This is a genomic window from Microcoleus sp. S36a_B3, from assembly GCF_036700745.1.
Classification (GTDB): Bacteria; Cyanobacteriota; Cyanobacteriia; order Cyanobacteriales; family Microcoleaceae; genus Microcoleus.
In genome coordinates this window covers 94,736-116,713 of record NZ_JAUBPN010000017.1, presented here as the reverse complement: position 1 = coordinate 116,713, position 21,978 = coordinate 94,736, and the positions used below count along the sequence as shown (strand labels likewise).

At 44.6% G+C, this 21,978-nt stretch carries 23 protein-coding genes; 13 read left to right on the top strand and 10 right to left on the bottom strand.

What is annotated here, in order from left to right:
- Positions 1-146: 146 nt before the first annotated feature.
- On the bottom strand, positions 147-1,259 hold the full coding sequence (locus QUA01_RS18950) for a glycosyltransferase family 2 protein (RefSeq protein WP_333091723.1): 1,113 nt from the start codon (positions 1,257-1,259) through the stop codon (positions 147-149).
- 756 nt (positions 1,260-2,015) lie between these two features.
- Here QUA01_RS18950 and QUA01_RS18945 point away from each other — a divergent pair.
- Positions 2,016-3,086 (top strand): glycosyltransferase family 2 protein, encoded by a 1,071-nt coding sequence (locus QUA01_RS18945; protein ID WP_333091853.1) that lies wholly within the window; start codon positions 2,016-2,018, stop codon positions 3,084-3,086.
- A gap of 87 nt (positions 3,087-3,173) precedes the next feature.
- Positions 3,174-4,625, top strand: coding sequence for an NAD(P)/FAD-dependent oxidoreductase (locus QUA01_RS18940; protein ID WP_333091724.1), 1,452 nt, complete (start codon positions 3,174-3,176; stop codon positions 4,623-4,625).
- Positions 4,626-4,971: 346 nt separating this feature from the next.
- Here QUA01_RS18940 and QUA01_RS18935 read toward each other — a convergent pair whose 3' ends face one another.
- From QUA01_RS18935 to QUA01_RS18900, 8 genes are all read right to left on the bottom strand, one after another.
- Complete coding sequence (locus QUA01_RS18935; protein WP_333091726.1) at positions 4,972-5,454, bottom strand: transposase; 483 nt, start codon at positions 5,452-5,454, stop codon at positions 4,972-4,974.
- Positions 5,455-5,573: 119 nt separating this feature from the next.
- On the bottom strand, positions 5,574-7,124 hold the full coding sequence (locus QUA01_RS18930) for a GMC family oxidoreductase (RefSeq protein WP_333091728.1): 1,551 nt from the start codon (positions 7,122-7,124) through the stop codon (positions 5,574-5,576).
- 54 nt (positions 7,125-7,178) lie between these two features.
- The gene (locus QUA01_RS18925; protein WP_333091730.1) at positions 7,179-7,577 is read right to left on the bottom strand and encodes a hypothetical protein; all 399 of its coding nucleotides are present in this window, start codon (positions 7,575-7,577) and stop codon (positions 7,179-7,181) included.
- A gap of 119 nt (positions 7,578-7,696) precedes the next feature.
- The gene (locus QUA01_RS18920; protein ID WP_333117360.1) at positions 7,697-8,386 is read right to left on the bottom strand and encodes an alternative oxidase; all 690 of its coding nucleotides are present in this window, start codon (positions 8,384-8,386) and stop codon (positions 7,697-7,699) included.
- A gap of 80 nt (positions 8,387-8,466) precedes the next feature.
- Positions 8,467-8,745, bottom strand: a complete 279-nt coding sequence (locus QUA01_RS18915) for a hexameric tyrosine-coordinated heme protein (protein ID WP_333091733.1) — start codon at positions 8,743-8,745, stop codon at positions 8,467-8,469.
- 150 nt (positions 8,746-8,895) lie between these two features.
- Complete coding sequence (locus QUA01_RS18910) at positions 8,896-9,777, bottom strand: RNA polymerase sigma-70 factor (protein WP_333091735.1); 882 nt, start codon at positions 9,775-9,777, stop codon at positions 8,896-8,898.
- Positions 9,774-10,184, bottom strand: coding sequence for a hypothetical protein (locus QUA01_RS18905; RefSeq protein WP_333091736.1), 411 nt, complete (start codon positions 10,182-10,184; stop codon positions 9,774-9,776). Before QUA01_RS18905 ends, QUA01_RS18910 begins: the two co-directional genes overlap by 4 nt.
- Before the next feature lie 67 nt (positions 10,185-10,251).
- Positions 10,252-11,190, bottom strand: a complete 939-nt coding sequence (locus tag QUA01_RS18900; protein WP_333091738.1) for an NAD-dependent epimerase/dehydratase family protein — start codon at positions 11,188-11,190, stop codon at positions 10,252-10,254.
- Positions 11,191-11,354: 164 nt separating this feature from the next.
- Between QUA01_RS18900 and QUA01_RS18895 the strand changes: the two genes are divergently transcribed.
- The 6 genes from QUA01_RS18895 (at position 11,355) to QUA01_RS18870 (ending at position 16,025) form a co-directional block, all read left to right on the top strand.
- On the top strand, positions 11,355-11,609 hold the full coding sequence (locus tag QUA01_RS18895) for a hypothetical protein (RefSeq protein WP_333091739.1): 255 nt from the start codon (positions 11,355-11,357) through the stop codon (positions 11,607-11,609).
- Positions 11,610-12,268: 659 nt separating this feature from the next.
- On the top strand, positions 12,269-13,618 hold the full coding sequence (locus QUA01_RS18890) for a branched-chain amino acid ABC transporter substrate-binding protein (protein WP_333091741.1): 1,350 nt from the start codon (positions 12,269-12,271) through the stop codon (positions 13,616-13,618).
- A gap of 255 nt (positions 13,619-13,873) precedes the next feature.
- The gene (locus tag QUA01_RS18885; protein WP_333091743.1) at positions 13,874-14,950 is read left to right on the top strand and encodes a branched-chain amino acid ABC transporter permease; all 1,077 of its coding nucleotides are present in this window, start codon (positions 13,874-13,876) and stop codon (positions 14,948-14,950) included.
- Positions 14,951-14,968: 18 nt separating this feature from the next.
- On the top strand, positions 14,969-15,382 hold the full coding sequence (locus QUA01_RS18880; protein ID WP_228050014.1) for an element excision factor XisH family protein: 414 nt from the start codon (positions 14,969-14,971) through the stop codon (positions 15,380-15,382).
- Positions 15,370-15,705, top strand: coding sequence for a XisI protein (locus tag QUA01_RS18875; RefSeq protein ID WP_194067796.1), 336 nt, complete (start codon positions 15,370-15,372; stop codon positions 15,703-15,705). The genes QUA01_RS18880 and QUA01_RS18875 overlap by 13 nt, the downstream gene beginning before the upstream one ends.
- A 74-nt stretch (positions 15,706-15,779) precedes the next feature.
- Positions 15,780-16,025, top strand: coding sequence for a helix-turn-helix domain-containing protein (locus QUA01_RS18870; RefSeq protein ID WP_333091747.1), 246 nt, complete (start codon positions 15,780-15,782; stop codon positions 16,023-16,025).
- Positions 16,026-16,101: 76 nt separating this feature from the next.
- On the opposite strand, the gene QUA01_RS18865 is transcribed toward QUA01_RS18870, so the two are convergent.
- On the bottom strand, positions 16,102-16,704 hold the full coding sequence (locus QUA01_RS18865) for a Uma2 family endonuclease (protein ID WP_333091854.1): 603 nt from the start codon (positions 16,702-16,704) through the stop codon (positions 16,102-16,104).
- Positions 16,705-17,002: 298 nt separating this feature from the next.
- Between QUA01_RS18865 and QUA01_RS18860 the strand changes: the two genes are divergently transcribed.
- From QUA01_RS18860 to QUA01_RS18840, 5 genes are all read left to right on the top strand, one after another.
- The gene (locus QUA01_RS18860) at positions 17,003-18,568 is read left to right on the top strand and encodes a branched-chain amino acid ABC transporter permease (protein WP_333091749.1); all 1,566 of its coding nucleotides are present in this window, start codon (positions 17,003-17,005) and stop codon (positions 18,566-18,568) included.
- A 19-nt stretch (positions 18,569-18,587) separates the two neighbouring features.
- Positions 18,588-19,418 (top strand): class I SAM-dependent methyltransferase, encoded by an 831-nt coding sequence (locus QUA01_RS18855; RefSeq protein ID WP_333091751.1) that lies wholly within the window; start codon positions 18,588-18,590, stop codon positions 19,416-19,418.
- 59 nt (positions 19,419-19,477) lie between these two features.
- Entirely contained in the window at positions 19,478-20,257 is a 780-nt protein-coding gene (locus tag QUA01_RS18850; RefSeq protein ID WP_333091753.1) for an ABC transporter ATP-binding protein, read from the top strand.
- Positions 20,258-20,433: 176 nt separating this feature from the next.
- Positions 20,434-21,141, top strand: a complete 708-nt coding sequence (locus tag QUA01_RS18845; RefSeq protein ID WP_333091755.1) for an ABC transporter ATP-binding protein — start codon at positions 20,434-20,436, stop codon at positions 21,139-21,141.
- A gap of 143 nt (positions 21,142-21,284) precedes the next feature.
- Positions 21,285-21,902 carry a hypothetical protein gene (locus tag QUA01_RS18840; protein WP_333091756.1) on the top strand — a complete coding sequence of 206 codons (618 nt, stop codon included), beginning with the start codon at positions 21,285-21,287 and terminating at the stop codon, positions 21,900-21,902.
- The last annotated feature ends 76 nt before the right edge of the window (positions 21,903-21,978 follow it).

Genomic DNA, 21,978 nt, shown 5'->3' with positions numbered 1-21,978 from the left:
AGAAGGAAGAAGGAAGAAGGAAGAAGGGAAAGAAAATTTATATTTTTTATTTAACCCTCTTTCCTGATTCTCTATCCCGTAACCAGGCAGAATTAAACGCCCTCTAGCTTCCTCAAAAACCCGGTTTTATCAAGAAACCGGGTTTTTTAATGTTGGGTAGATTTAAATTTTAGATTTGCTAAACTATTAAACCGCATTCTTTCATACACCTGTGACGGCAGCATTCTGTGAACTTTCGTCCGCGTCTCAATCGTCGCAAGTGTCGTATCTTCAATCGATTCTGATGTTGGTTTTAATTTTAAGCCCGATTCAGTGGGCGGTGAAACTATAATTTTTAAAAGGCTAGTTATTGACAGCAAGTACAGATTGTGACGCAATAGTGACATAAATAAATCTTCTTTAAAAGCTTGAGCCAGCCAAAATAATGTACTGCGATGATTGCCGCTGCGGTTGCTTTTTACTGCTAAATAAATGTAGAAATTACTGCTAGACCAGCGATAAATGTTGCTAGGAATTTCGGGATGTTGCTGCCGGACATTTGCCATAATTAAAGAATGACCTTTTGCCATTGCTGCATAGTTGCAAGACATACTGCTTGCAATCTGGCGGTAGCCAACTAAATATTCTGGCACTACTATAAATTGATAATGTTCGGCTATGCGGAGGTGCAGTTCCCAGTCTTCGCAGCCTTGAGCATTTTCTGCTTTTAATTTGCAGTTGTAACCGCCGATTTTTTCAAAGCAAGCGCGGCGGATTAGGGATGAGCTGGCATTGCCGATAAAATATTTATAAACTAATGCTTGGTAAACTTCTCCGGCGATGGTGGAGTTGTAAAATCCGCCTGTGAGTAAGTCCTGTTCGTTGATGTCAACTGACCAGGAATAGACAACTCCGACAGTGGGTTCTGATTTTGTTAAGCATTCTATTTGTTTTTCTAGGTTTTGCGGATACCAAATATCGTCGGCATCGATGGGTGCAATGTATTCGCCGTGGGATTTTTCTATTGCTAGGTTGCGAGCGGCGGCGACTCCGGCATTGGACTGCTGTAATAAGATGATTCGGCTATCTTTTTGGGCAAAAAAATTGACGATTTCGGCTGTTGTATCTGTTGAGCCGTCGTCTACTAATAAAATTTCTATGTTTTGATAGGTTTGAGATAAGACAGATTCTAGTGTTTTAGCAATAAATTTTTCGGCGTTGTAAGCTGGTATGATGACTGAAACTAATGGTGGTTTTAAATTGTTTTGGAAGGTGTTCATGCAGGATAAAATTTGTGTAGGTGAAAATTTGGGTTCAAAGAAAGTGAGCTAATGGTATGTTAGCAAATCACCAAAGGTCGATCGTACACCGTCAAAAAAATTCAAATGTATGTTTTAAGTATATTGCCATAGTTCCTAAAATGTGCATTGTCACAGCGGTGGATACAGACTTAGTGCAAGAGTCCCTCACGAATGAGCTCTGCACAATAAATTGTATTAGTCAATTCCTGAGTCAGCTCCAAAACTGGCAGGGTGCCGCGTACTCCTGTCGGGGAGAGCCCCAAATTTTAGAAGAAAGTTCAAGCTTCGGTGATTCACCGACGTTGCAAGTAAATCTCAACCTTGTAGGGCGAAGTCGAAGTATCTAAAATCGACGCTTCTGCTGACTTTTTTCAGTATACTTACTTAATGTTATATTTGATACTTGATACATATTTGTAAAATCCAAGTCTTGTGGTGGAACAGTGTCAGATACAATGGCTGGTGGGGCTTTTTCTCAAGTTTACAAAAACAATGACATATTTAAAGATTTCGTAAAGCTGTTGTCTGCATCAGGTGAGTTTAAGGAAGATCAAGCCTAGAATAGCAGGCAGGAAGGGGGAAAAATGCAGATTATTGCCATGCCAGCAAAAATTTAGTTGAATAGAAACAGAAATCGAGTTATAAACAAAAAGTAGAGTTAATTTTACTCTTCATGAAAAAACACCATTTAAATTCAAGCAAATTTTGGCCCGTGTAATTTAAGTTATTTAGGTGATGATTTCTACCGCTGACCCGACTGTATCCGTGATTATCCCAGTCCACAACGGGGGTTCTTACTTCCGCACCTGTTTGTCAAAACTGGCTCAAGCTGTGCCCAGACCGATCGAGATTATTGTAGTAGCAGATGGCGAAAGCGACGGTTCTTGGCGACTTGCAAAGGAATTTGGGGCAAAATTAATTAGAATTCCTGAATGCGGCGGCCCAGCCCGAGCGAGAAATTTGGGAGCGCAAGCTGCGAAGGGAGATATTCTGTTTTTTGTGGATGCTGATGTGGCTGTTTGTCCTGAAGCGGTGGGTTATGCGATATCGGTGTTCCAAAATAATCCCCACTTGACTGCTTTCATCGGCTCCTACGACGACGCTCCTGGAGATCCAGATTTTCTGTCGCAGTACAGGAACTTGCTGCACCACTACGTGCACCAAACCGGTAACGAAGAAGCTTCGACTTTTTGGGGAGCTTGCGGAGTGATTCGCCGGGAAATTTTTTTGCAGATGGGTGGCTTTAATGAGAATTACCGCCAAGCTTCGATCGAGGATATTGAATTCGGCTACCGTTTGAAACAAGCCGGTCATCAAATTCGGCTGTGCAAAACATTGCAGGTGAAGCACTTAAAGCGCTGGGAGGCGATGGGGATGGTGAAAGCTGACTTTTTTTACCGAGCGCTGCCTTGGACGGAACTTATTTGGCGCGATCGCCAATTAAATAACGACCTCAACTTGCAAGTGTCGAACCGGCTCAGCGTGATTTTAACTTATGTAATGCTGCTTCTGGTTTTGGGAACCTGTTGGTCGCTGAACTGCTTGCTAGCTGTGCCGTTTGTAGCTGTGCCACTGGTAGCAATTAATGCACCGCTTTATCAATTTTTTCAGCAAAAACACGGTCTCATATTTGCTCTGAAAACAATTCCTTGGCACTGGCTTTTCTATTTTTACAGCGGACTGGCATTTGCGATCGGCACGGCTCGCCATTTGTCCCAAAAAAAGCCCTTGACTGCCAAGGTTAGCTTGCCGGTACCGCTGAATCAATCAATGCCAATTGCGCTTCAACATCAGATCGATCGATAGTTGATCGGGGTATTCACGGGTGCATCTATCTATTTTAGAAGTTATAAATAATGGTATAGTTCGATAAAAAAGCTGGAGGTAGGCTGAGTGAAACATTATCCGGTTGCGATCGTCGGTGCAGGCCCTGCGGGTTTGACTGCAGCCTACGAGTTAGTCAAGCAGGGCATCATCCCTGTTGTACTGGAAAAAGGCGATAAAGTTGGGGGAATAGCTCGCACAGAAACCTACAAAGGCTATCGTTTCGACATTGGCGGCCACCGCTTTTATACTAAAGTTGAAGCTGTGCAGCATTTGTGGCAAGAGGTACTGGGAAATGAGTTTATTAAAGTGCCGCGATTGTCGCGAATTTTTTATCGAGGGAAATTTTTTAACTATCCGATCAGTGCCTTCAATACTCTGTTTAATTTGGGCATCATTGAGAGTACGCTAATTATTTTGAGTTATGTAAAAGTTAGAATTTGGCCGCTGCCGGAAGAAAAAACTTTTGAACAGTGGGTGATCAATCGTTTTGGCGAACGCTTGTATAAAACATTTTTTAAGACTTACACTGAAAAAGTTTGGGGCATTCCTTGTTCGGAAATCCAAGCAGATTGGGCGGCGCAGCGGATTAAAGGATTGTCGCTTACTACTGCAATTATTAATGCTTTGTTTGGCAGCAACGACACTAAAACATTAATCAAAGAGTTTGATTATCCAGCTTTGGGCCCGGGGATGATGTGGGAAAAGTTCGCGGAAGCTGTGGAGAATAAAGACGGCAAAGTTTATCTCGATACTAAAGTGATTAGCTTTGAGCGTGAAGGTAATAAGATTAAAAGTATTACTGCGGATCATAACGGAGAATTAGTTCAATATTCTGCTGATAATTTCATTACGAGTATGCCGATATCGGCGCTGGTAGCAAGAATGAAACCGCAGCCCCCCGAAGAGGTATTGCACGCCGCGCGATCGCTCAAATATCGAGATTTTTTGATTGTAGCGCTGATTGTCGATCGCAAGGATTTGTTTCCTGACAACTGGATTTACATTCACTCTCCCGAAGTCAAAGTGGGACGAATTCAAAACTTTAAGAATTGGAGCGCCGCGTTAGTTCCCGATGTCAGCAAAAGTTGTTTGGGAATGGAATATTTCTGTAGCGTAGGCGACGATATTTGGGAAATGTCGGACGCTGAACTTGTGGAATTAGCAACTCGCGAGTTGGTTGGTTTGGGTTTAGCAACAACTGCTGAGGTTGAAGATGGAGTTGTCATACGGCAACTTAAAGCTTATCCAGTTTATGATGGGGAATATCGAGGACACTTGCAGGTACTTGAAGGTTTTTTGAAGGGATTTGAGAATTTGCAGACGATCGGGCGAAACGGTATGCACCGATACAACAACCAAGACCATTCCATGCTGACGGGAATCCTGGCTGTGAGAAATATTCTGGGGGAAAAGCACGATTTGTGGGATGTGAATACTGAGCGATCGTACTATGAAGATTTTAGTGTCGATCGCTCAAAAGAAAAAAAGGATTCGGATTTAATTTCGCAGTCTAGTTGATTTTTGGGAACTGTTGCAATGAGGCGATCGCGCATTTTTGGTTTTTGGGCGATCGCATCTAGAGAGACTTTTAGGCGATCGGTAACAACATATTCTAAATCTGATTGCAACTCAACCATCCGCGAGCTAACCTCCAATCTTGTAGCTAACGTCTTTTAATTTTAACATCCCAGGTCTGATTGACATTCTGATGCTAATATTTGAAGTAACTTTTACTTCGGAAATAGCTGGCATCATTACCCGACATTTGGGACAAAACCAGCAAATCTTTTGTTTGTGAATGTGCCGTAACAATGGCTCCGAACAACAAGGACATTCGTGCATTATCTTGTATCTATATAATTAATTAGGGGAAAACTATTTTAGGAGTAGCCGCATATCCTAAATAAAGATAGGCAGCCGAGCGCAGCACAATTTCGGAATAGAGAATCTTTTGGATGTCTAAACTCGGCGCACGTTTTGCAGTGAATTTGTAAGCCACGATTTCCCCTTCCAAACTGAATTCAGTATCCGTCAAGTAGTGGTCGTAATCGTGCATTCCCTGAAAAATAAACCCGTAAATGGGATTGGGATAAACCGAAGAATCGTAACTTTCAGCAGATACCCAAAGTTGCCCTTGTTTGATATCTGCAAACATTTCTTCTGCGTTTTCGTAACGCATATAATCTGAAAATTGTAGATTTAAAGGCAATTGCTGGAACTCACCCATTAGCCAATCACAGAGTTGGGCGATGGTTTGATCTGAAATTTCGGCTGGCTTACTTTCCAAATAGAGTTTGGCGAGAGTTTCTACTTTTAATGCGGTTATGTTTGCTTTTGTGAGAGTCATATCGCTCTCCTCCTAACCTTGAACTACCTTTATTCTGACAGTTTTTATCAACAACTGCTATGAGCTAGCTCATAATTGCAAAAAAATAGTCAAGGCTATTTAATCGATCGCACTCCCTGTTAATTTTCCATTGCTAAACGTACTTGCTGTGAAACGCAAGCTGTGGCTTTAATTAAATCGGCTGCTTTTTCGCCGATCGCAATTATTGGCCCATTCGTATTTCCTGTAGTAATTGTTGGCATGATTGACGCATCTACCACACGCAATCCCTCAACTCCACGTACCCGTAATTCGGGGTCTACAACCGCCATTGAGTCAGTTCCCATTTTGCAGGTGCCGACAGGATGAAACACCGTACTGCACGTTTCCCGGATGTACGCTTCGAGGGCTTCATCGCTGTTAACACCGGCACCGGGAGCTACTTCCTCACCTCGAAACTCATCAAAGGCACTTGTCTGAAATAATTTGCGGAATAATTTAATTCCTGCAATGACTTTTTGCACATCAGATTCACTTTGGAGATAGTTCATCCGAATGATTGGTGCATCTTTCGGATCGGGCGATCGTAAAGATACACTACCAATACTCTCAGGATGAATCAAACATACTAAACCAGTGAATCCGGAATCAGAACTAGGAGGGAATGTCAACACCACAGGGCTGAAGATCAACTGTAAATCAGGCGCAGCATCCAGATTACCCTCGGTATGTAAAAACAATCCGGCTTCAACGATACTACTGGTGATTGCAGGGTGTAAATCCTGAGTTGCCAGGTGTACCACAGGAATGAGAGGATGATCTTGGAGGTTTTGACCGACACCAGGCAAATCGACTACTACAGAAATACCTAATGATTCCAGGTATTCTTGATTACCAATGCCCGAAAGCATCAGCAGCTTAGGCGAATCGAACGCGCCAGCACTTAAAATTACTTCCCGGTTAACCCTAACTTGGTGCAGTGTTCCCTCGTGCATATATTCCACCCCAACGGTGCGGGTTCCCTCAAACAACAATCGAGTCACCAACGCTGCTGTCGTTGTTGTCAAATTGGGACGATCGAGAATTGGCACCAGGAATGCAGCAGCGGTACTGTGCCGTTTTCCATCTTTAATCGTCATCTGATAGAGTCCTGCGCCTTCTTGGTGCATCCCATTGAAATCAGGATTGTTGTGATATCCCATTGCTACAGATACTTCTACAAATCTTTGAGATATCGGTGCCGGGGAAATTAGATCCGTAACACTCAACTCGCCATCAACACCGTGGTATTCGGAAGCACCTCGTTGCTGGTTCTCAGATTTCTTGAAATATGGCAATATATCTTGGTAACTCCAACCGGGATTACCCAATTCTTGCCAGCGATCGTAATCATGAGGATTACCTCGGACATAAAGCATGAAATTAATCGAACTACTCCCGCCCAAGACTTTCCCTCGGGGGTGAAAGATTTTGCGATTATTGAGGTAAGGTTCGGGTTCTGTGAAGTATGCCCAGTCTACCTCGGAGCCTAGTAAGTTGAAGCATTCCGCCGGGATTTGAATCTCCGGTTTAGTATCCGGGTTGCCAGCTTCGAGCAACAACACAGTTGTTTCACTGTCTTCTGTCAAACGGTTGGCGACAACGCAGCCAGCCGAACCTGCACCAATCACAATGTAGTCATAGTTCGTCATAACATTCTCCTGCTTTGTTGTATGTAATCGATTAATTTAGTCAGGCTAGAGAATTCAACTTTTCCTACAAGATTTCTGCATCAAGATACGGTTGTTTTTATACACTTCTAAAGTTCCCGACTGCTTACTGTCCAACGTGCCATCCCACACCCAATATTCATAATTACCCTTCCGAAACTTATAGACTCGAACGCCTTCTGTCGCTTTGCTAGTACCTCCGCCCAAACTTAAATTACCCTTGGAACTAATCGAGCGATAGAGCAGTTCACCTGAAGCCTTCTTTTTCCAAAGATTGATGTTATAACCACCCTGGCATTTCATACTGAGGATGAGGTCAGCCGTAGAATCAGCAGATGCAGGTAAGGAAAAATTAGCTAAGACACAGATTGGTAGAGCAAGCAGTAATGCGGATTTTTTCAGTAGTTTTTTCATGGTTCTTAAAAGTGTTTTCATGGTTCTTAAAAGATGATTCGGCGGTTTCAACCGCTTCTTGTCAAACGAAGTCTGCCTCCGCAGACTAAGAAATAAAGAAAGGGGTATTTAAACCGGATTTGGTCTAATCCCCCTTACAATCAACCAGTTTGATCTGCGTTGACAGGCATCACTTCAATAACTGTATGGGGACTTTTGAAGCTGAGACGCGCTTCGGGTTTCTGGAGTGCTATCATCGTTCTGACGTGTTCGTCTTCGTCATCACGAATGTTCACGAACACGTCGTATAGATTATCCACCTTGGGACGGCGAAATTCCTGACTGAGTGCAGTCTGAACTTCATCAAACATATAAAGATCGCCATCGCGATAGAAATTGATTGCCACATCGGGCGCAGGTTGAGCTTTCAGTTGGGCTTCAAAGGTTTTCAAGTATTCGTCATAGGTGTGATAGGCGTGACCTTCAATCAGTTCCATCAGGTAGTAGGCGTAAGAGGGAAACAGCATATAAATCGCGACGACTACCCAGTAGTAAGCGAATGCAACGTGTTGGGCGATGAAGCGATCGATCCAGAGGCGATCGCCCCCCAGTGATTCCATAATCAAGAGATGATGTAATTCGTTCCAGCTTTCAGCGAAGTGAACTTTCAACAAGTCAGCTTTGCGCCAGTAGCCCAGAGTCTCGTACAGATGCAGCACTGATAGATAAGAAAAGTAAGGCACGCGGGCGATCGTTTCCAGCATATAAAACCGAGGGTAAGAACGATTTCCGTAGACGACATCTACAAGGAAGACAAAAAAACCAACTATCAATCGAATCAAAACTTTCATGGTGAATTCCTCAATAATTGAATACATTACCAGGGGTTCAGAGTCCGACTCATCAGAGAAGTTGAAGTTCTGACTTGTACCTACTTACGCCAGTAGTTGTTAGCAGCAGCGACGGTGGCAAATTCTATGGCGACAACGTGACCAACTGCAATCAGCATCATGGCATCATTGCCATAAACCTCTCGTAACTGGTTGCGCTTTTCTTCATCAGGCTGAGTCATTTTAATAATCAGCCGTGCCATTTTGACTGCCAGTTGCCGTCCCTCTTCAGGGGTTTCTGTCAAAAGCGAGTTATTAGGAACCAATGTAACTTCGGGTGGTGTTACAACAGATGGATTGTTTGAAGTTATGTTATTCATGTCAAAATCTCCTGAGTTGATGTGTTTTTTGTAACAGCAGTATTGGTTTTTTAAGACCTCCCTAAGTTCATCTGCTTCGAGCGTAAAATAAAATCTCAATAACTTCTATGAGTTGGCTCATACTTGAAGCAAGTCACCGATGGTTTTCGGTTACTTCTCTAAAGATATCTCCTGGCAAATCCGCTCTAGCTTTTCTGGATTCCGCACACTGTAAATAGACTGAATACAGCCATCCACAATCTCAAAAGTCATCACACTGTGAATGCGGTCATCCAGATATTGGATAATGCCTGGTTGTCCGTTGATATCGGCTAAGTGAGAGACAGAATTAAGCAGCCATTTGCGACGAATTGCTAACAGCATCCGAGCCACCTTTACTGCTCCATGTATCGGCTTGAGGACTGCAACTACCTTGCCGCCACCATCTGAACAAAACGTCACATCCTTCGCCAGCAATAGCAACAATTCTTGCAAATCGCCCTTGGTGGAGGCATCTAAAAATTGGGCGGTAATCTGCTCTTGCTGCGGCCTGGAAACTGGGAAACGAGGACGTTGGTCGGCAAGATGCTGCTTCGCCCGCCGCAGGATTTGGCGACAGTTAGTAGAACTCTTGCCAACCATCTGAGCAATTTCGTCATAGTCGTAGTCAAAGACATCGCGGAGTAGAAATACTGCCCGTTCGATCGGAGATAAACGCTCCATTACAGTTAAAAATGCGATCGAGAGCGAGTCTGCTAATTCCATTAGATCGGTTGAATTTTCGGATTGTTGCGTTAACATCGGTTCTGGTAGCCAGGTACCGACGTATTGTTCTCGTTGGACGCGCGCCGATCGCAAATGATCGATACAGAGGCGCGTGATGATAGTTGCTAGATAAGTCTTTGCCGATCGCACGGTTTCGCTTGCTGTCTGTTGCCAGCGCAGGAAGGTTTCTTGTACCATATCTTCGGCATCTGTGACAGTGCCCAGCATTCGGTAGGCGATCGAGAACAGCAACGGACGATGGTCGTTAAAGTCATCCAGAGAACTCATAAAGCCCCCTGCTCTTGTTGCTGAATAGTTCTCAATGCCCAGAACCCAATTCCAGATCCTAATCCATCCACAATTAATATCAGGATGGCTGTGACTTGGAACAGCAAACCCCAGCCTTCAAAGGCAACTTGAGACACATGATCTGGACTAATCGCGATGAAATGATTGTAGAACCCAAACAGGAACGATCCTGCTATTGAACTGAGCAAGAGCCAGCTACCAATGCGGTAGAACTGCGTCCAAAGCAAAACGGCTGCAATGATGGGAATCAGAACAATCACAATACCCACAAACAAACTCTGAAGCAGAGAGAGGGGAATTGGGATTTTCAGATGCGCTAAACCATGCAGTCCGTTTGCGATCGCGTGGATGACCGCGATTGTTGTTCCATATTGAGCAAGTTTCATCTTCTTTCTCCCTGATTAGAAAGCTTTCTAGACAACTCCTAGTGTTAGCTCGATCGAGTTTAAATGCTCAGTTGGCACTAGGAACGGTAGTTTTAATAAGCCATTCCAACGATCGAGGCTGAAAATTTAGTTCGCGTTTTGCCTTGGCATTGGAGACACCTCGTATCTGGGTGCCATAGTAGACAGCATCTGCACCGCTGATTCGCAGAGCATCCTCAACTGATACCTGCGGTGGCGGTGGAGCATTCAGCCACTGGGCGTAAGCAGAAAGCCACAGGCGCACCTCTAAGGGTCGATCGTCCGCAATTAAGTAAATACCGGGATTTCCCCGATCAACTGCCGCCACCGTCGCAAAGGCCGCATCCTCAATGTGAACCCAAGACCATAGCCCATCGCCATTTCCGACGATCGGGAATTGTTGCTGCCGCACCTGTTCGGCAACGTCTCCATCGGTTGCGTACCAAGTGCCGGGCCCGTAGAAGAAGCCGTAACGCAGGACAATTCCTTCTAGATTGGGGTTCCCTAGTAAGGGATGTTCAATCTCATTCAGGATGCGGGTTCCGTCTGCAACTGCGGGCGAAGCATCTAAGGCTAGGGGTGTTTCTTCGTCTGCCAATCCTGTACCGGGAATCGCCCAAAAGGCGATCGACTGCCTGATGTAACGACGCACACCAGCCGCTTGCGCTGCCGCTAGGACATTAGCGCCCCCTTCAATACGGATGCGATCGTTCAGTGCTGCTGCCGCCTGCATCGAGTCAGGGGTGTAGGTTTTAGGCAGAGAGGTGAGTTGTTCGATTACAACGGACGGTTGAGCGCGAATGACAGCAGCTTTGACAGCATCTGCATCGAAGACATCTGCGATCGCAGGTTCCACACCTTGTTCAGCTAAAATCCGTGCTTTTTCGGGAGTGCGGGTTAACGCCACTACATCATGTCCTGCGCTGTGCAATTGGGCGAGCAGCGGACGACCGATCGCCCCCGTTGCACCTGCCACAAAAATTCTCATCTAGGAACCTCCTGTTGAAGCCTGTGAGGTATTTATAGATAAGACGAAAGAGCATCGTTAGTTGTGACAAGTCGTGCATCGCGGGCGATCGAGCAGGTTATCAATAGGAAACACGCAATAGAATTATTGATAAGATCGGAGGAGCTAGATTTAGAGGTCATCTTATGTCGCCGATTAAACAACGCCTTCTACAAGCGATCGATCGAACTCCTGAATCGATTTTAGAGCAAACCCTGACATTCCTGGAATTTTTGACCAGTCGGACACAAACCGATCTCGCCCCAGACTTTGACTCAGATTTTGATTCAGACACCGATTCCAACGACCAAATCCTCGTTGACCTGAAAGCCTCCTTCCACCAAGCCAAAGCTGGACAAACTTTCCCCATCGAGGAACTCTGGGACGGCATCAATGTCTGATATGCCAGTCCAACTCAAATTCACGGCACTCTTCAAACGTCGCCTCAAGGGACTTGCTAAAAAGTATCGTCAAATTCAAACGGATGTTCAGCCCGTCCTCGATTAGATTATCCAAGGAAACTTCATCGGAAACCAGATTGCAGGCACTCAATACACCGTTTACAAAGTCCGGGCTAAAAACAGTGATGCCCAAGTTGGTAAGAGCGGTGGTTATCGTTTGATTTATCAAGTTGAATCACCGACTCAGGTTGTTTGACACCTGATTTACTCGAAATCAGAACAAGCAAACGTCTCCGCTGAGGAAATCCCAAGTGCGATCGCAGAATACCAAGCATACCAAGGCGAATAAGCCATTTTTAAAATCTAAATTTTGGAGATCGCCGACATTGACGTAGTGACAGGATGCAGATGGCGGACGTAATATTATGTCAAATATTTAGTGATGATGCTATTTCTATCGTTGCAGTTCAAGCATTGTCAATAAATACTCAAAAATCTTAGCACGTAATTGAATCAGATATGACCCAATTCCCGACCTTCTTGTGGCAGCAGTGTATCTTTGAGAGTTGACACAAATTTTTTAAACTTGTGCTAGCTCTTGACTTACAGACTTACAGAGTGAAAATATGCAAAGACGCAAGCAACAAACAAACCAACCTATGACCTTTTCCCAGAAATCAGGGGGCAAAAGTGCCACACCCTCAACAACCAACTCAACCCAGAATCCGGGCGCGGCCCGATTGCGGACAATACTCCTCGCCGCCGGCATAGCCTCTCTGTGCGCTAGCTGCCAAAATCCTCAAGCACCAAACGCCACAACTCCCGGAGCGACTCCAGCAGCCTCTCCCGTCGCCGTCAACGCCCCCAAAGACCCAAATACTGTCAAAATTGTCTCCATGCTCCCCATGACAGGCAGCGCCTTGGGTCAATCTCAAACAATGGTCAACGGCATCAAACAAGCACTAGCCGAAACTGACTCCAAAGCTTGCGACGGCAAAATCAAAATCGAATACGAAGTGCTCGATGACGCCACCGCCGCCGCCGGCAAATGGGACCCGGCCCAAGTAACCTCCAACTCGAACAAAGCCGTTGCTGACGGTTCGGTAGTTGCCGCTATCGGTCACTACAACTCCGGTGCTGCTAAACTTTCCATTCCCGTGCTCAACCAAGCTAACGTCGTGATGATCAGTCCGGCAAACACCTATCCGGGACTGACTAAACCAGGAAAAGGCGAACCCAAAGAACCCAACGTTTATTATCCTGCAGGTACTCGCAATTTCACCCGCGTTGTCCCTGCTGATGACCTTCAAGGGGCTGTTGCGGGAAACTGGGCAAAATCTTTAGGAGTGCAAAAAGTCTTCATTCTCGACGACCAAGAACTTTACGGCAAAGGCATCGCTGACGTTTTTGAAGCAACTGCTAAAAAGTTGGGAATTCAAGTCCTGGGCCGGGAGGGAATTGATATTAAAGCTAGCGACTACAAGGCGTTAATGAATAAAATCAAAGCTTTAAATCCAGACATGATTTACTTCGGCGGCACTACTCAGAGCAATGCCGGACAAATAATTAAAGACATGAGAAATGTCGGGATGGCCGCTGATGCAGTTAAGTTCATGGGGCCCGACGGCATTAAAGATCAAGCTTTAATTGATGCCGGAGGCAAAGATGCCGAGGGTGTTTATGCTACTTTTGGCGGCTTGCCTCCTAAAGAATTGACTGGTGAGGGCGCTAAGTGGTACGAAAGTTACAAGGCAAAATATAATGCTGAACCGGAAGCTTATGCAGCTTACGCCTATGAAGCTGCTAAAGTGGCGATCGGCGCAATTAACAAAGTCTGCAAAAATGACCGGGCTGCGATCCGCGATGCTGTCTTGGCAACTAAGGATTTTAACGGGGTACTCGGCACTTGGAGTTTTGACGCTAACGGTGACACGAGTTTGACTACAATGTCAGGAAATGTTGTTAAAGATGGCAAGTGGGAGTTTGTGAGCGCCCTCAAAACGGAATAATTAGTCAGTTGACTGTTGTCAGTTGACTGTTGACTGTTGACTGTAGTGATTTTAACTGTAACTGGTTCCCAGGCAGAGCCTGGGAACTGATATCTAGAGGCTCTGCCTCACTTTTATAGCAGGAAAATCGCCTCGATTTTCTAGTATCAAAAATTGGAGGTAGAGTCTCCGAATCTGCGTTTCTAATATCTGCCTAGAAACAAGTAGAATGAATGTTCCTAATGCCCAATTTTCAATGCCAAATTACGAATAATTATGAAAAACTGGAAAAGTATTCTATTATATCTAGGTGTAGCTTATATAGTTTTGTTGTTGGGACCGATCGCCGGATTTGACTTGCCCAAAATTATTGGAGAAATAGCCAGCAACCCTGAAGTTTTGATTCAACAATTATTAGTTGGTTTGGTCAACGGGGCGCTGATTGCGATTATTGCTTTGGGTTATACGATGGTTTACGGCATTATTGAATTAATCAATTTTGCTCACGGCGATTTGTATATGTTGGGTGCTTTTGCTGCCCTAACTGTGTTCGGGGCTTTTGGCATTCAAGACGGCGCACCTTTAGCTGTTGCGATACCGGTGATGTTAGTTGCTTTAATTGTATGTTCGGCGTTTTGTGCAGGGCTGAATATTGTTGTGGAAAAGTATGCTTATCGGCCTTTGAGGAATGCTCCGCGTTTGGCTCCTTTAATTTCGGCGATCGGGGTTTCTTTCATTTTCCAAAATATGGGGTTGTTTTGGGGAGGTTTGAAAGCTTTTATTCCAGTGATGGGTTCTAATTCTGCAGCTCCGAAAAGCTTTCCCGATTTGTTGCCCAGAGTCGATATTCTCAAATTTTTGGGAATTGAAACCAGTATTGTATTTACCACTAAGGATTTAATTGTGTTGGTGGTGGCGGTTGTATTGATGGTTTTGCTTCATGTGTTTGTGCAGTACACTCGTCTGGGAAAGGCGATGCGGGCAACTGCTCAAAGCCGCGATGCTGCTAAAATTATGGGCATTAATGTGGATCAGATTATTGCTCTGACTTTTTTGATTGGGGGAGCTTTGGCTGGTTCTGCTGGGATTCTGGTTGGTTTGTACAATAATACGATCGTGTTTACGATGGGTTTTACAGCGGGTTTGAGGGCTTTTACGGCGGCGGTTCTGGGGGGCATTGGTAATATTGTGGGGGCGATGTTAGGAGGGGTTTTGATTGGGGTGCTTTCGTCTTTGAGCGATCAGTATTTGTCGAGCCGCTGGACTAATGCTTGGGTGTTTGGGGTTTTGGTGGTGATTTTGGCTTTTCGGCCTGGGGGTTTGTTGGGCGAGAATGTTCAGGAGAAGGTTTGAAATTGCAGGGTTGAAATAATGGCAAAAGACATTTATCATTATAATGTAAGGACTGCTTTAGAAAAGGATGGGTGGATAATTACAGACGATCCTCTGACTCTGCAATTTGGTTCGCGCGGTGTGTTTGTGGATTTGGGAGCTAAAAAGCTGCTAGCAGCCGAACGCGAAGGACAAAAAATTGCAGTTGAAATCAAAAGTTTTGTCGGTAAATCTCCAGTCAAAGATTGGGAAAATGCGATCGGGCAATACACTTTGTACTTAAAAATCCTGTCGAAAAAAGAACCAGATCGCACCCTATATCTAGCAATTACTGAAGAGATTTATACAAGCTTCTTTAATGAAGATATCGTGCAGGTTGTACTTGCAGATGGAGTAATGAAAATTATCGTTGTCGATACGATTCAGGAGGTTATTACCAGATGGATAAACTAGATGAATACCGCGAGTTGATTTATAAAACTCTGTCGTACTATGCCAGCCTACCGTACAGATATGCCGAGATTAATAATAAAGTCATTGTCAGCGAAGACCGAAATGATTTTTTATTGATGAGTGAAGGCTGGGAGGGCCAAAAGCGACTTCACTACTGCCTCGTTCACGTTGAAATTCGGAACGGCAAACTGTGGATTCATTATGACGGTATTGAAGATGGCATTACCGATGAATTACTGGAGGGTGGGGTTCCTGAAAGTTGCATTGTTTTGGCGTTTCATTCGCCGGAAGTACGCAAACATACCGGATTGGCGATCGCCTAAAAAGTGCGATCGATCCTACCTGCAGGAAACAGAAGATGGCGAACACGAATGATTCACTGAAGATCCTTCAACAAATGACATCTGAAGATCCTGAAATGGAGGAAATGATTAAGGAATCCTCTTTCAATGCAGAACTTGCACAACTGATTTATCGTGTTCGGACGCAAGCAGGATTGACCCAACAGCAACTTGCCGATCGCATTGGGACAAAACAGTCGGTAATTGCGGAGCTTGAAGATGCTGAATATGAGGAACATTCGCTTTTAATGCGCTGCAAAAAATTGCGCGTGCGCTCAATCAGCGATTGGAGGTTCAACTGATCCCGATCGCCCTTGAGGAAAATCGCACTGAGCAGCGTAGTGCGTAAATTGAGAAATGAGTATGTGCGATCGCGTATTATTGACTCGATTCCACTATTTTCGGTTCGATACTAAAGCCAGGTTTGAGCCAGCCAAAAACTTCGCCTAAAGTCAACTGCATTTCCCCCATAAATTCGGGAACCGGAAGTATATCTGTCGGTTCTTGCAGTGAAATCGGCTGCTGCCTTGCGGGATAAGCTAAAATGGTTTTTTCATCGGGATCGAGCAACCAACCCATCTGACAACCGGCATTCAAACAGTGCAAAATATTGTGGGTGACTTTGGTTTGGCTTTGGCCGGGGGACAAAATTTCGATTGTCCAGTCTGGGTGAGCGTTAAATGTATTGGCAATTTCGCCGTCAGCATCTAGGGGAATGCGATTCCAAACAAAAATCGCGACATCTGGAACAATAGAACGTCCGCCAAAAGTGCAGCGAAGTTCTGGTAGGGCTAGGGCAATTTGGGGTTTCTCTGCGATGTCGTTGGCGACTGTGACGAGTCTACCTTGTAGTTTGCTGTGTTTTCCTTGTGGCATGGGTTTTTGTACGATCGCACCGTTGATGTATTCGCTAGCGGGTTTGGTTTCTGGCAGTTGCAAAAACTCGTCCAGGGTGATAGTTTTTTGAGGAGCTTGTACCATATCGCGATCGCCCGTTTGAAGTGTGTTTCGGTAACAGTTCCAGTATATTTGAATTTTCGTCGCTTTTGGTGCAACAATCGAACTCAAAAGACTTAAAACTGTAGCTAGTCTGATGACAGTTTCCACGACAAGCACTCGATCGCATTGATTGAGGCAGAAGTTGGCATTGCCCGCGTCAGTCGCATCTATAACTGCGATTCCTAGCATTCTTTGATCTAACTACTGACCACTGACTAATGACTAATGACCACTGACTAATGACTAATGACCACTGACTAATGACTAATGACTTCTTTTTATGTCAAATAAAATAATCAAAGCAATTAAATCGACTGGTATTTTAGGAGCGATCGGCTGTTTGACAGTCCTCCTATTCGGCGGTTGGAGCGGCACCGTCATCGGGTGGCTGATGGGCACGGCGGCGGGCTTCATGAGTTGTCAAGATCAGAAAGTTCAAAACCCAAAGATGGGCGCAAAAGTTGGCTGTTTTGCGGGTTTGGGATTGGGCGTTTGGCTATTGGTTGCTAGCGTACTAGAAGGAATTTTAGTTAGACCTTTTTCCGGTCAATCTGCTGTGGCTTTACCTACTACTTTGCTGTACGGGGTTTGCAGTTTGGCGATAGCAATTTTGACAGCTTCGTTAATGGGTGCTTTGCAAGGTTTGCCGCCGCAACGTCAACGGCTGGCTACTCTGGTAACATTAGCTTTTATTCTAATTCTGTTTCCGTTTATCGACCTCGAAGCTCAAACTGGCTGGATTGCTACGGTAGTACAGATTCAAATCTTTATTATGTTGGCGCTGGGTTTGAATATTACTGTGGGTTTTGCGGGTTTGTTGGATTTGGGATATGCGGCGTTTTTTGCGATCGGCGCTTACACGACAGCTTTGCTATCTTCCGGGCAGATAAATATTGCTTGGAATTTTTGGATCGTTTTGCCGATCGCCGCCGGTGTAGCTGGAATAGCGGGCGTAATTCTGGGTATTCCCACCCTGCGACTCAAGGGCGATTATTTGGCAATTGTTACCCTCGGTTTTGGCGAAATTATCCCCGTGATATTTCGGAATTTAACCGAGATTCGGATCGACGAACCAATCTCGAAGATTGTTGCTTCGGTGTTGGGTAAGCCGGAGTTGGTGCTGTGTCTCGTTGGGTGCGATCGACCTTTTAACCTCACCGGCGGCGAAGCGGGAATTAACCCGATCGCGCGTCCATCTCTCCCCATCATCGGCCCATTCAGCACCGGCAACTACTTTCCCTGGTACTACCTAATTTTACTGCTCGTCGTCTTCGCTTACTTCATGATTTCGCGGCTGCGAGATTCCCGCTTGGGACGAGCCTGGAATGCCATGCGCGAAGATGAATTAGCGGCAAGCGCAATGGGCATTAACCTGGTCAAAACAAAACTTTCGGCTTTTGCGATGGGAGCGACATTTTCGGGGTTTGCAGGTGCATTTTATGCGGCTTATATCAGCGCGGTTTTTCCCAGCGTCTTCGATTTTTCAGTCTCGGTGATTATCCTGTGCATGGTAATTTTAGGCGGTTTGGGCAACATGACCGGGGTGATTTTAGGCGCTATCATTATCATGTCTGCCGATCGGCTTTATCTACCCCAACTAGCCGAAGTCCTCAAAGGTTTCCTGAATACTTTTGTACTCCCCAGAATTGCAATTCCCCAGTTAGCAGACTTTCTCGCCACCAGTTTAGACCCGATTCAAATGCGTTTATTTCTCTTTGGTTTAACACTCGTTGTGATGATGGTCGTGCGGCCCGAGGGGCTGATTCCCGACAAGCTCCACCAAGCTGAATTGCATTCAGATAGTGAAGCGAGCAATGAATCTTTAGCAGATGCCAGAAGTCAATAGTAAAGCTGAAAAATTAGCCATGAACAATGTAACTGGTACTGCTTTTATCGTTGCGGAATTTAGAGCGGAAGAAAATCAAGAAACAATTCCTCTTTACACTGATAATGTCGTAAAAATATGGCTGAATGAGAAAACCAAAGAAATCGCAGACAAAATAGCTCAAAACTCTCCCGCCGCTAAAGAAATGATCAAGTTGCGGACTAAGTATTTTGATGACGTTTTGTCAAATCAAATTTTAGGAGGTTGCAAGCAAGTAGTTATTTTAGGTTCGGGTTTAGACACTCGCGCTGCCAGAATCAATGGAGAAAAAGTCACTTATTTTGAAATAGACGACAGCGACACTCTTGAATTAAAAGAAGAAACTCTCAAAGCCAACAAAATTAGCGCCAATGTTCGCTACATTCCCGGAGATTACATCAAAGATGGTTTAATAGCTTTACTGAAAGAGAGTGAATTGGATTTCGAGCGGCCGACATATTTTTTGTGGGAAGGCAACACAACCTTGCTTGCCAAAAAAGATGTAATATTGACGTTGGAACAAATTCGTTACAATGTGAAGAGTTTTCGATTGTCCTTTGATTATATGTCAGAGCGGGTGATTTTGAGGACGACGGGCTACCAAGATATCAATGATTACATAGATAAATACGAAAGTATGTATGCACCGTGGATTACTGGGTTTGAAAACATTGCTACTTTGGCTGACGAACTCAATCTCAAAGTTATTGAAAACTTTTCGACTGCTGATTTACACGCACAATATCGCCCTCGCCGTTCGCTAGAATCTAATCTTTTTAAGTTTTATTTTGTGTGTACATTAGAGAATATGTCCGATAATCTCCCAAGTTGAGTCAGAAGCCTGCGTGAAATCTCACACTTCCATATAAAATATTAGAAAATACAACAAAAATGTCATTACTAGAAGCACAGCAACTTACAATGAAATTCGGCGGCTTGACAGCAGTCAACCAGGTTAGTTTAACCTTAGAAAAAGGCTCGATCGCCAGTTTGATCGGCCCCAACGGTGCGGGTAAAACCACTTTTTTTAATATGCTGACGGGTATCTACAAACCTACTGCCGGTAACTTGCTCCTCCAAAATAAGAATATCACGGGTTTGCCTCCCGATCGCCTGACAAGTTTCGGCATTGCTAGAACTTTTCAAAATATCCGCTTGTTTAACAATATGACTGTGCTGGATAATGTTTTGGTAGGCAGGCACAGCAGAATGAAAACAGGTTTGTTGGGCGCAATCCTCCGCCCACCAACTGCGATAGTGGAGGAACGGGAAGCTAAAATAAAAGCGCTGACTATGCTGGATTTTGTCGGTTTAGGTGCTTCTAAAGCGCTGGAGTTGGCAAAAAACCTTTCCTACGGCGACCAGCGTAGATTGGAAATTGCCAGGGCCTTGGCTTCCGATCCGAAAGTGTTACTTTTGGACGAACCGACGGCGGGAATGAACCCGAACGAAACGGCCGATTTAACTCGCTTTATTTACCGGATTCGCGATGAGTTGGATTTGAGTATTTTGCTGATTGAACATGATATGAAGGTGGTTATGGGAATTAGCGATCGCGTTAGTGTGATGGAGTACGGTACTAAAATTGCTGAGGGAACTCCGGCAGAAGTTCGCGCCGATCCTCGCGTGATTGAGGCATATTTGGGAAAAGAAGATGATGTTCACGGTTAATACAATTAGTCTGTCAACCGCAAATTTAAGGCAGATAAACACTGATTGACGCAGATAATTTTAAGATTGTGAAATGCTCTGGTTTACTATAGAAAAGGTTAATTTTAAATAAATGCAATAAAATTTTATACTTAAGTCGGGACGATATAACAAAGGACAAGGCAGAAAGAGCAATCATGCTAGAAATTAAAGACATTCACACCTATTACGGAAATATTCACGCTCTCAAAGGAGTATCGCTAACTGTCTCGCAGGGAGAAGTTGTGACATTAATCGGTAGCAACGGGGCGGGGAAAACTACCACTCTCCGCACGATTCAAGGGCTGCTGCGCCCGCGCCAAGGTACTGTACTGTTTGAGGGAAAGCCTTTGGAGTCGCTTTCTACAGAGGCGATCGTCCGTTTGGGCATTTCTCAAAGCCCGGAAGGGCGGCTGATTTTTGGGCGCATGACGGTACAAGAAAACCTGGAAATGGGTGCTTATCTCCGCAACGATACCCTCGGTATCAAGTCTGATATGGAAAAAGTTTTAAATTTATTTCCGCGTTTGCGAGAAAGAATTAGTCAAAAAGGGGGAACTCTCAGCGGGGGGGAACAGCAAATGCTCTCGATCGCCCGTGCTTTGATGTCGCGCCCCCGTTTGTTATTATTGGATGAGCCGAGTATGGGCTTGGCTCCGATGTTGGTGAGTCAAATTTTTGCGATCGTCCGCGATATTAATGCTGAAGGAACTACTATTTTACTGGTGGAACAAAACGCCCGGATGGCTTTAAGTGTAGCACATCGCGGCTATGTCATCCAAACTGGTGAGGTTGTAGTCGCCGGTACTGCTAGCGATTTGCAGTCAAATGAAACTGTTCGGAAGGCGTATTTAGGGGAAAGTTAAATATGGGAATTGGGCGGAGCGAAGCAGAGGGATTGGGCCTTGGTAATCGGCTATTAGGTCGTCTCCGCTTAGGCAATGATAATTCTGTGTTATTTTGACAATACAATAGCAGCATTTTGAAGTTGATTTGGGAGTAATAAACTATGTCTGTGATGACCGAGGCTCTTGAGCGAATCAGTATTTACTGTGAGCTAAGCGAGCCAGATAGACCCAGAGAAGAAATTGAAAAAAAACTCAATTTTTTTCCATTTCAGCTATCTGATGAAGCCTATGAATTTTATCAGTGGGCAGGCGCACCTGTAGGTATGAGGTGGCCAGATGATGACGATTGTTCATACAGTAGTTCGACATATTGCTGTGCGCTGGAGAGATTTTTTGAACCCGCAGATGACTTAATTCATTTCCTGTCTCTTGAGGAGGCAAAAGGATATTATTCTCCATCTTTTCACGATCCAAAGTATCTTCAATTTGTTTCCTATGAAAATGGTTGTCTATTCATTTCTGGTTCGGAAACAAAGGTTGAAAACTCACCTGTGCTAGAAATAGAAGAATGTGACCCTTCTTTATGGTTTCCTAGTTTAACCAACATGATGTTAGCGATCGCTGAATCTTTAGAAACAGTTGGAACTATATGGCCAGCACCAAGCATTGAAGATTATGGAACCAATAAATACCATGAAAAAATTCAAAAACAGTGGCAAGTAATGAAAGCAATAGCTCAAAAGTACGGCTCCCCTACAGGGATGATTCTTAACAACTAATTCTCTTGATTCAACAGTGTTAATATCGTTTCTAAAAAATCTGGCAACAATCATTAGTATTGGGCGAGATGCAGCG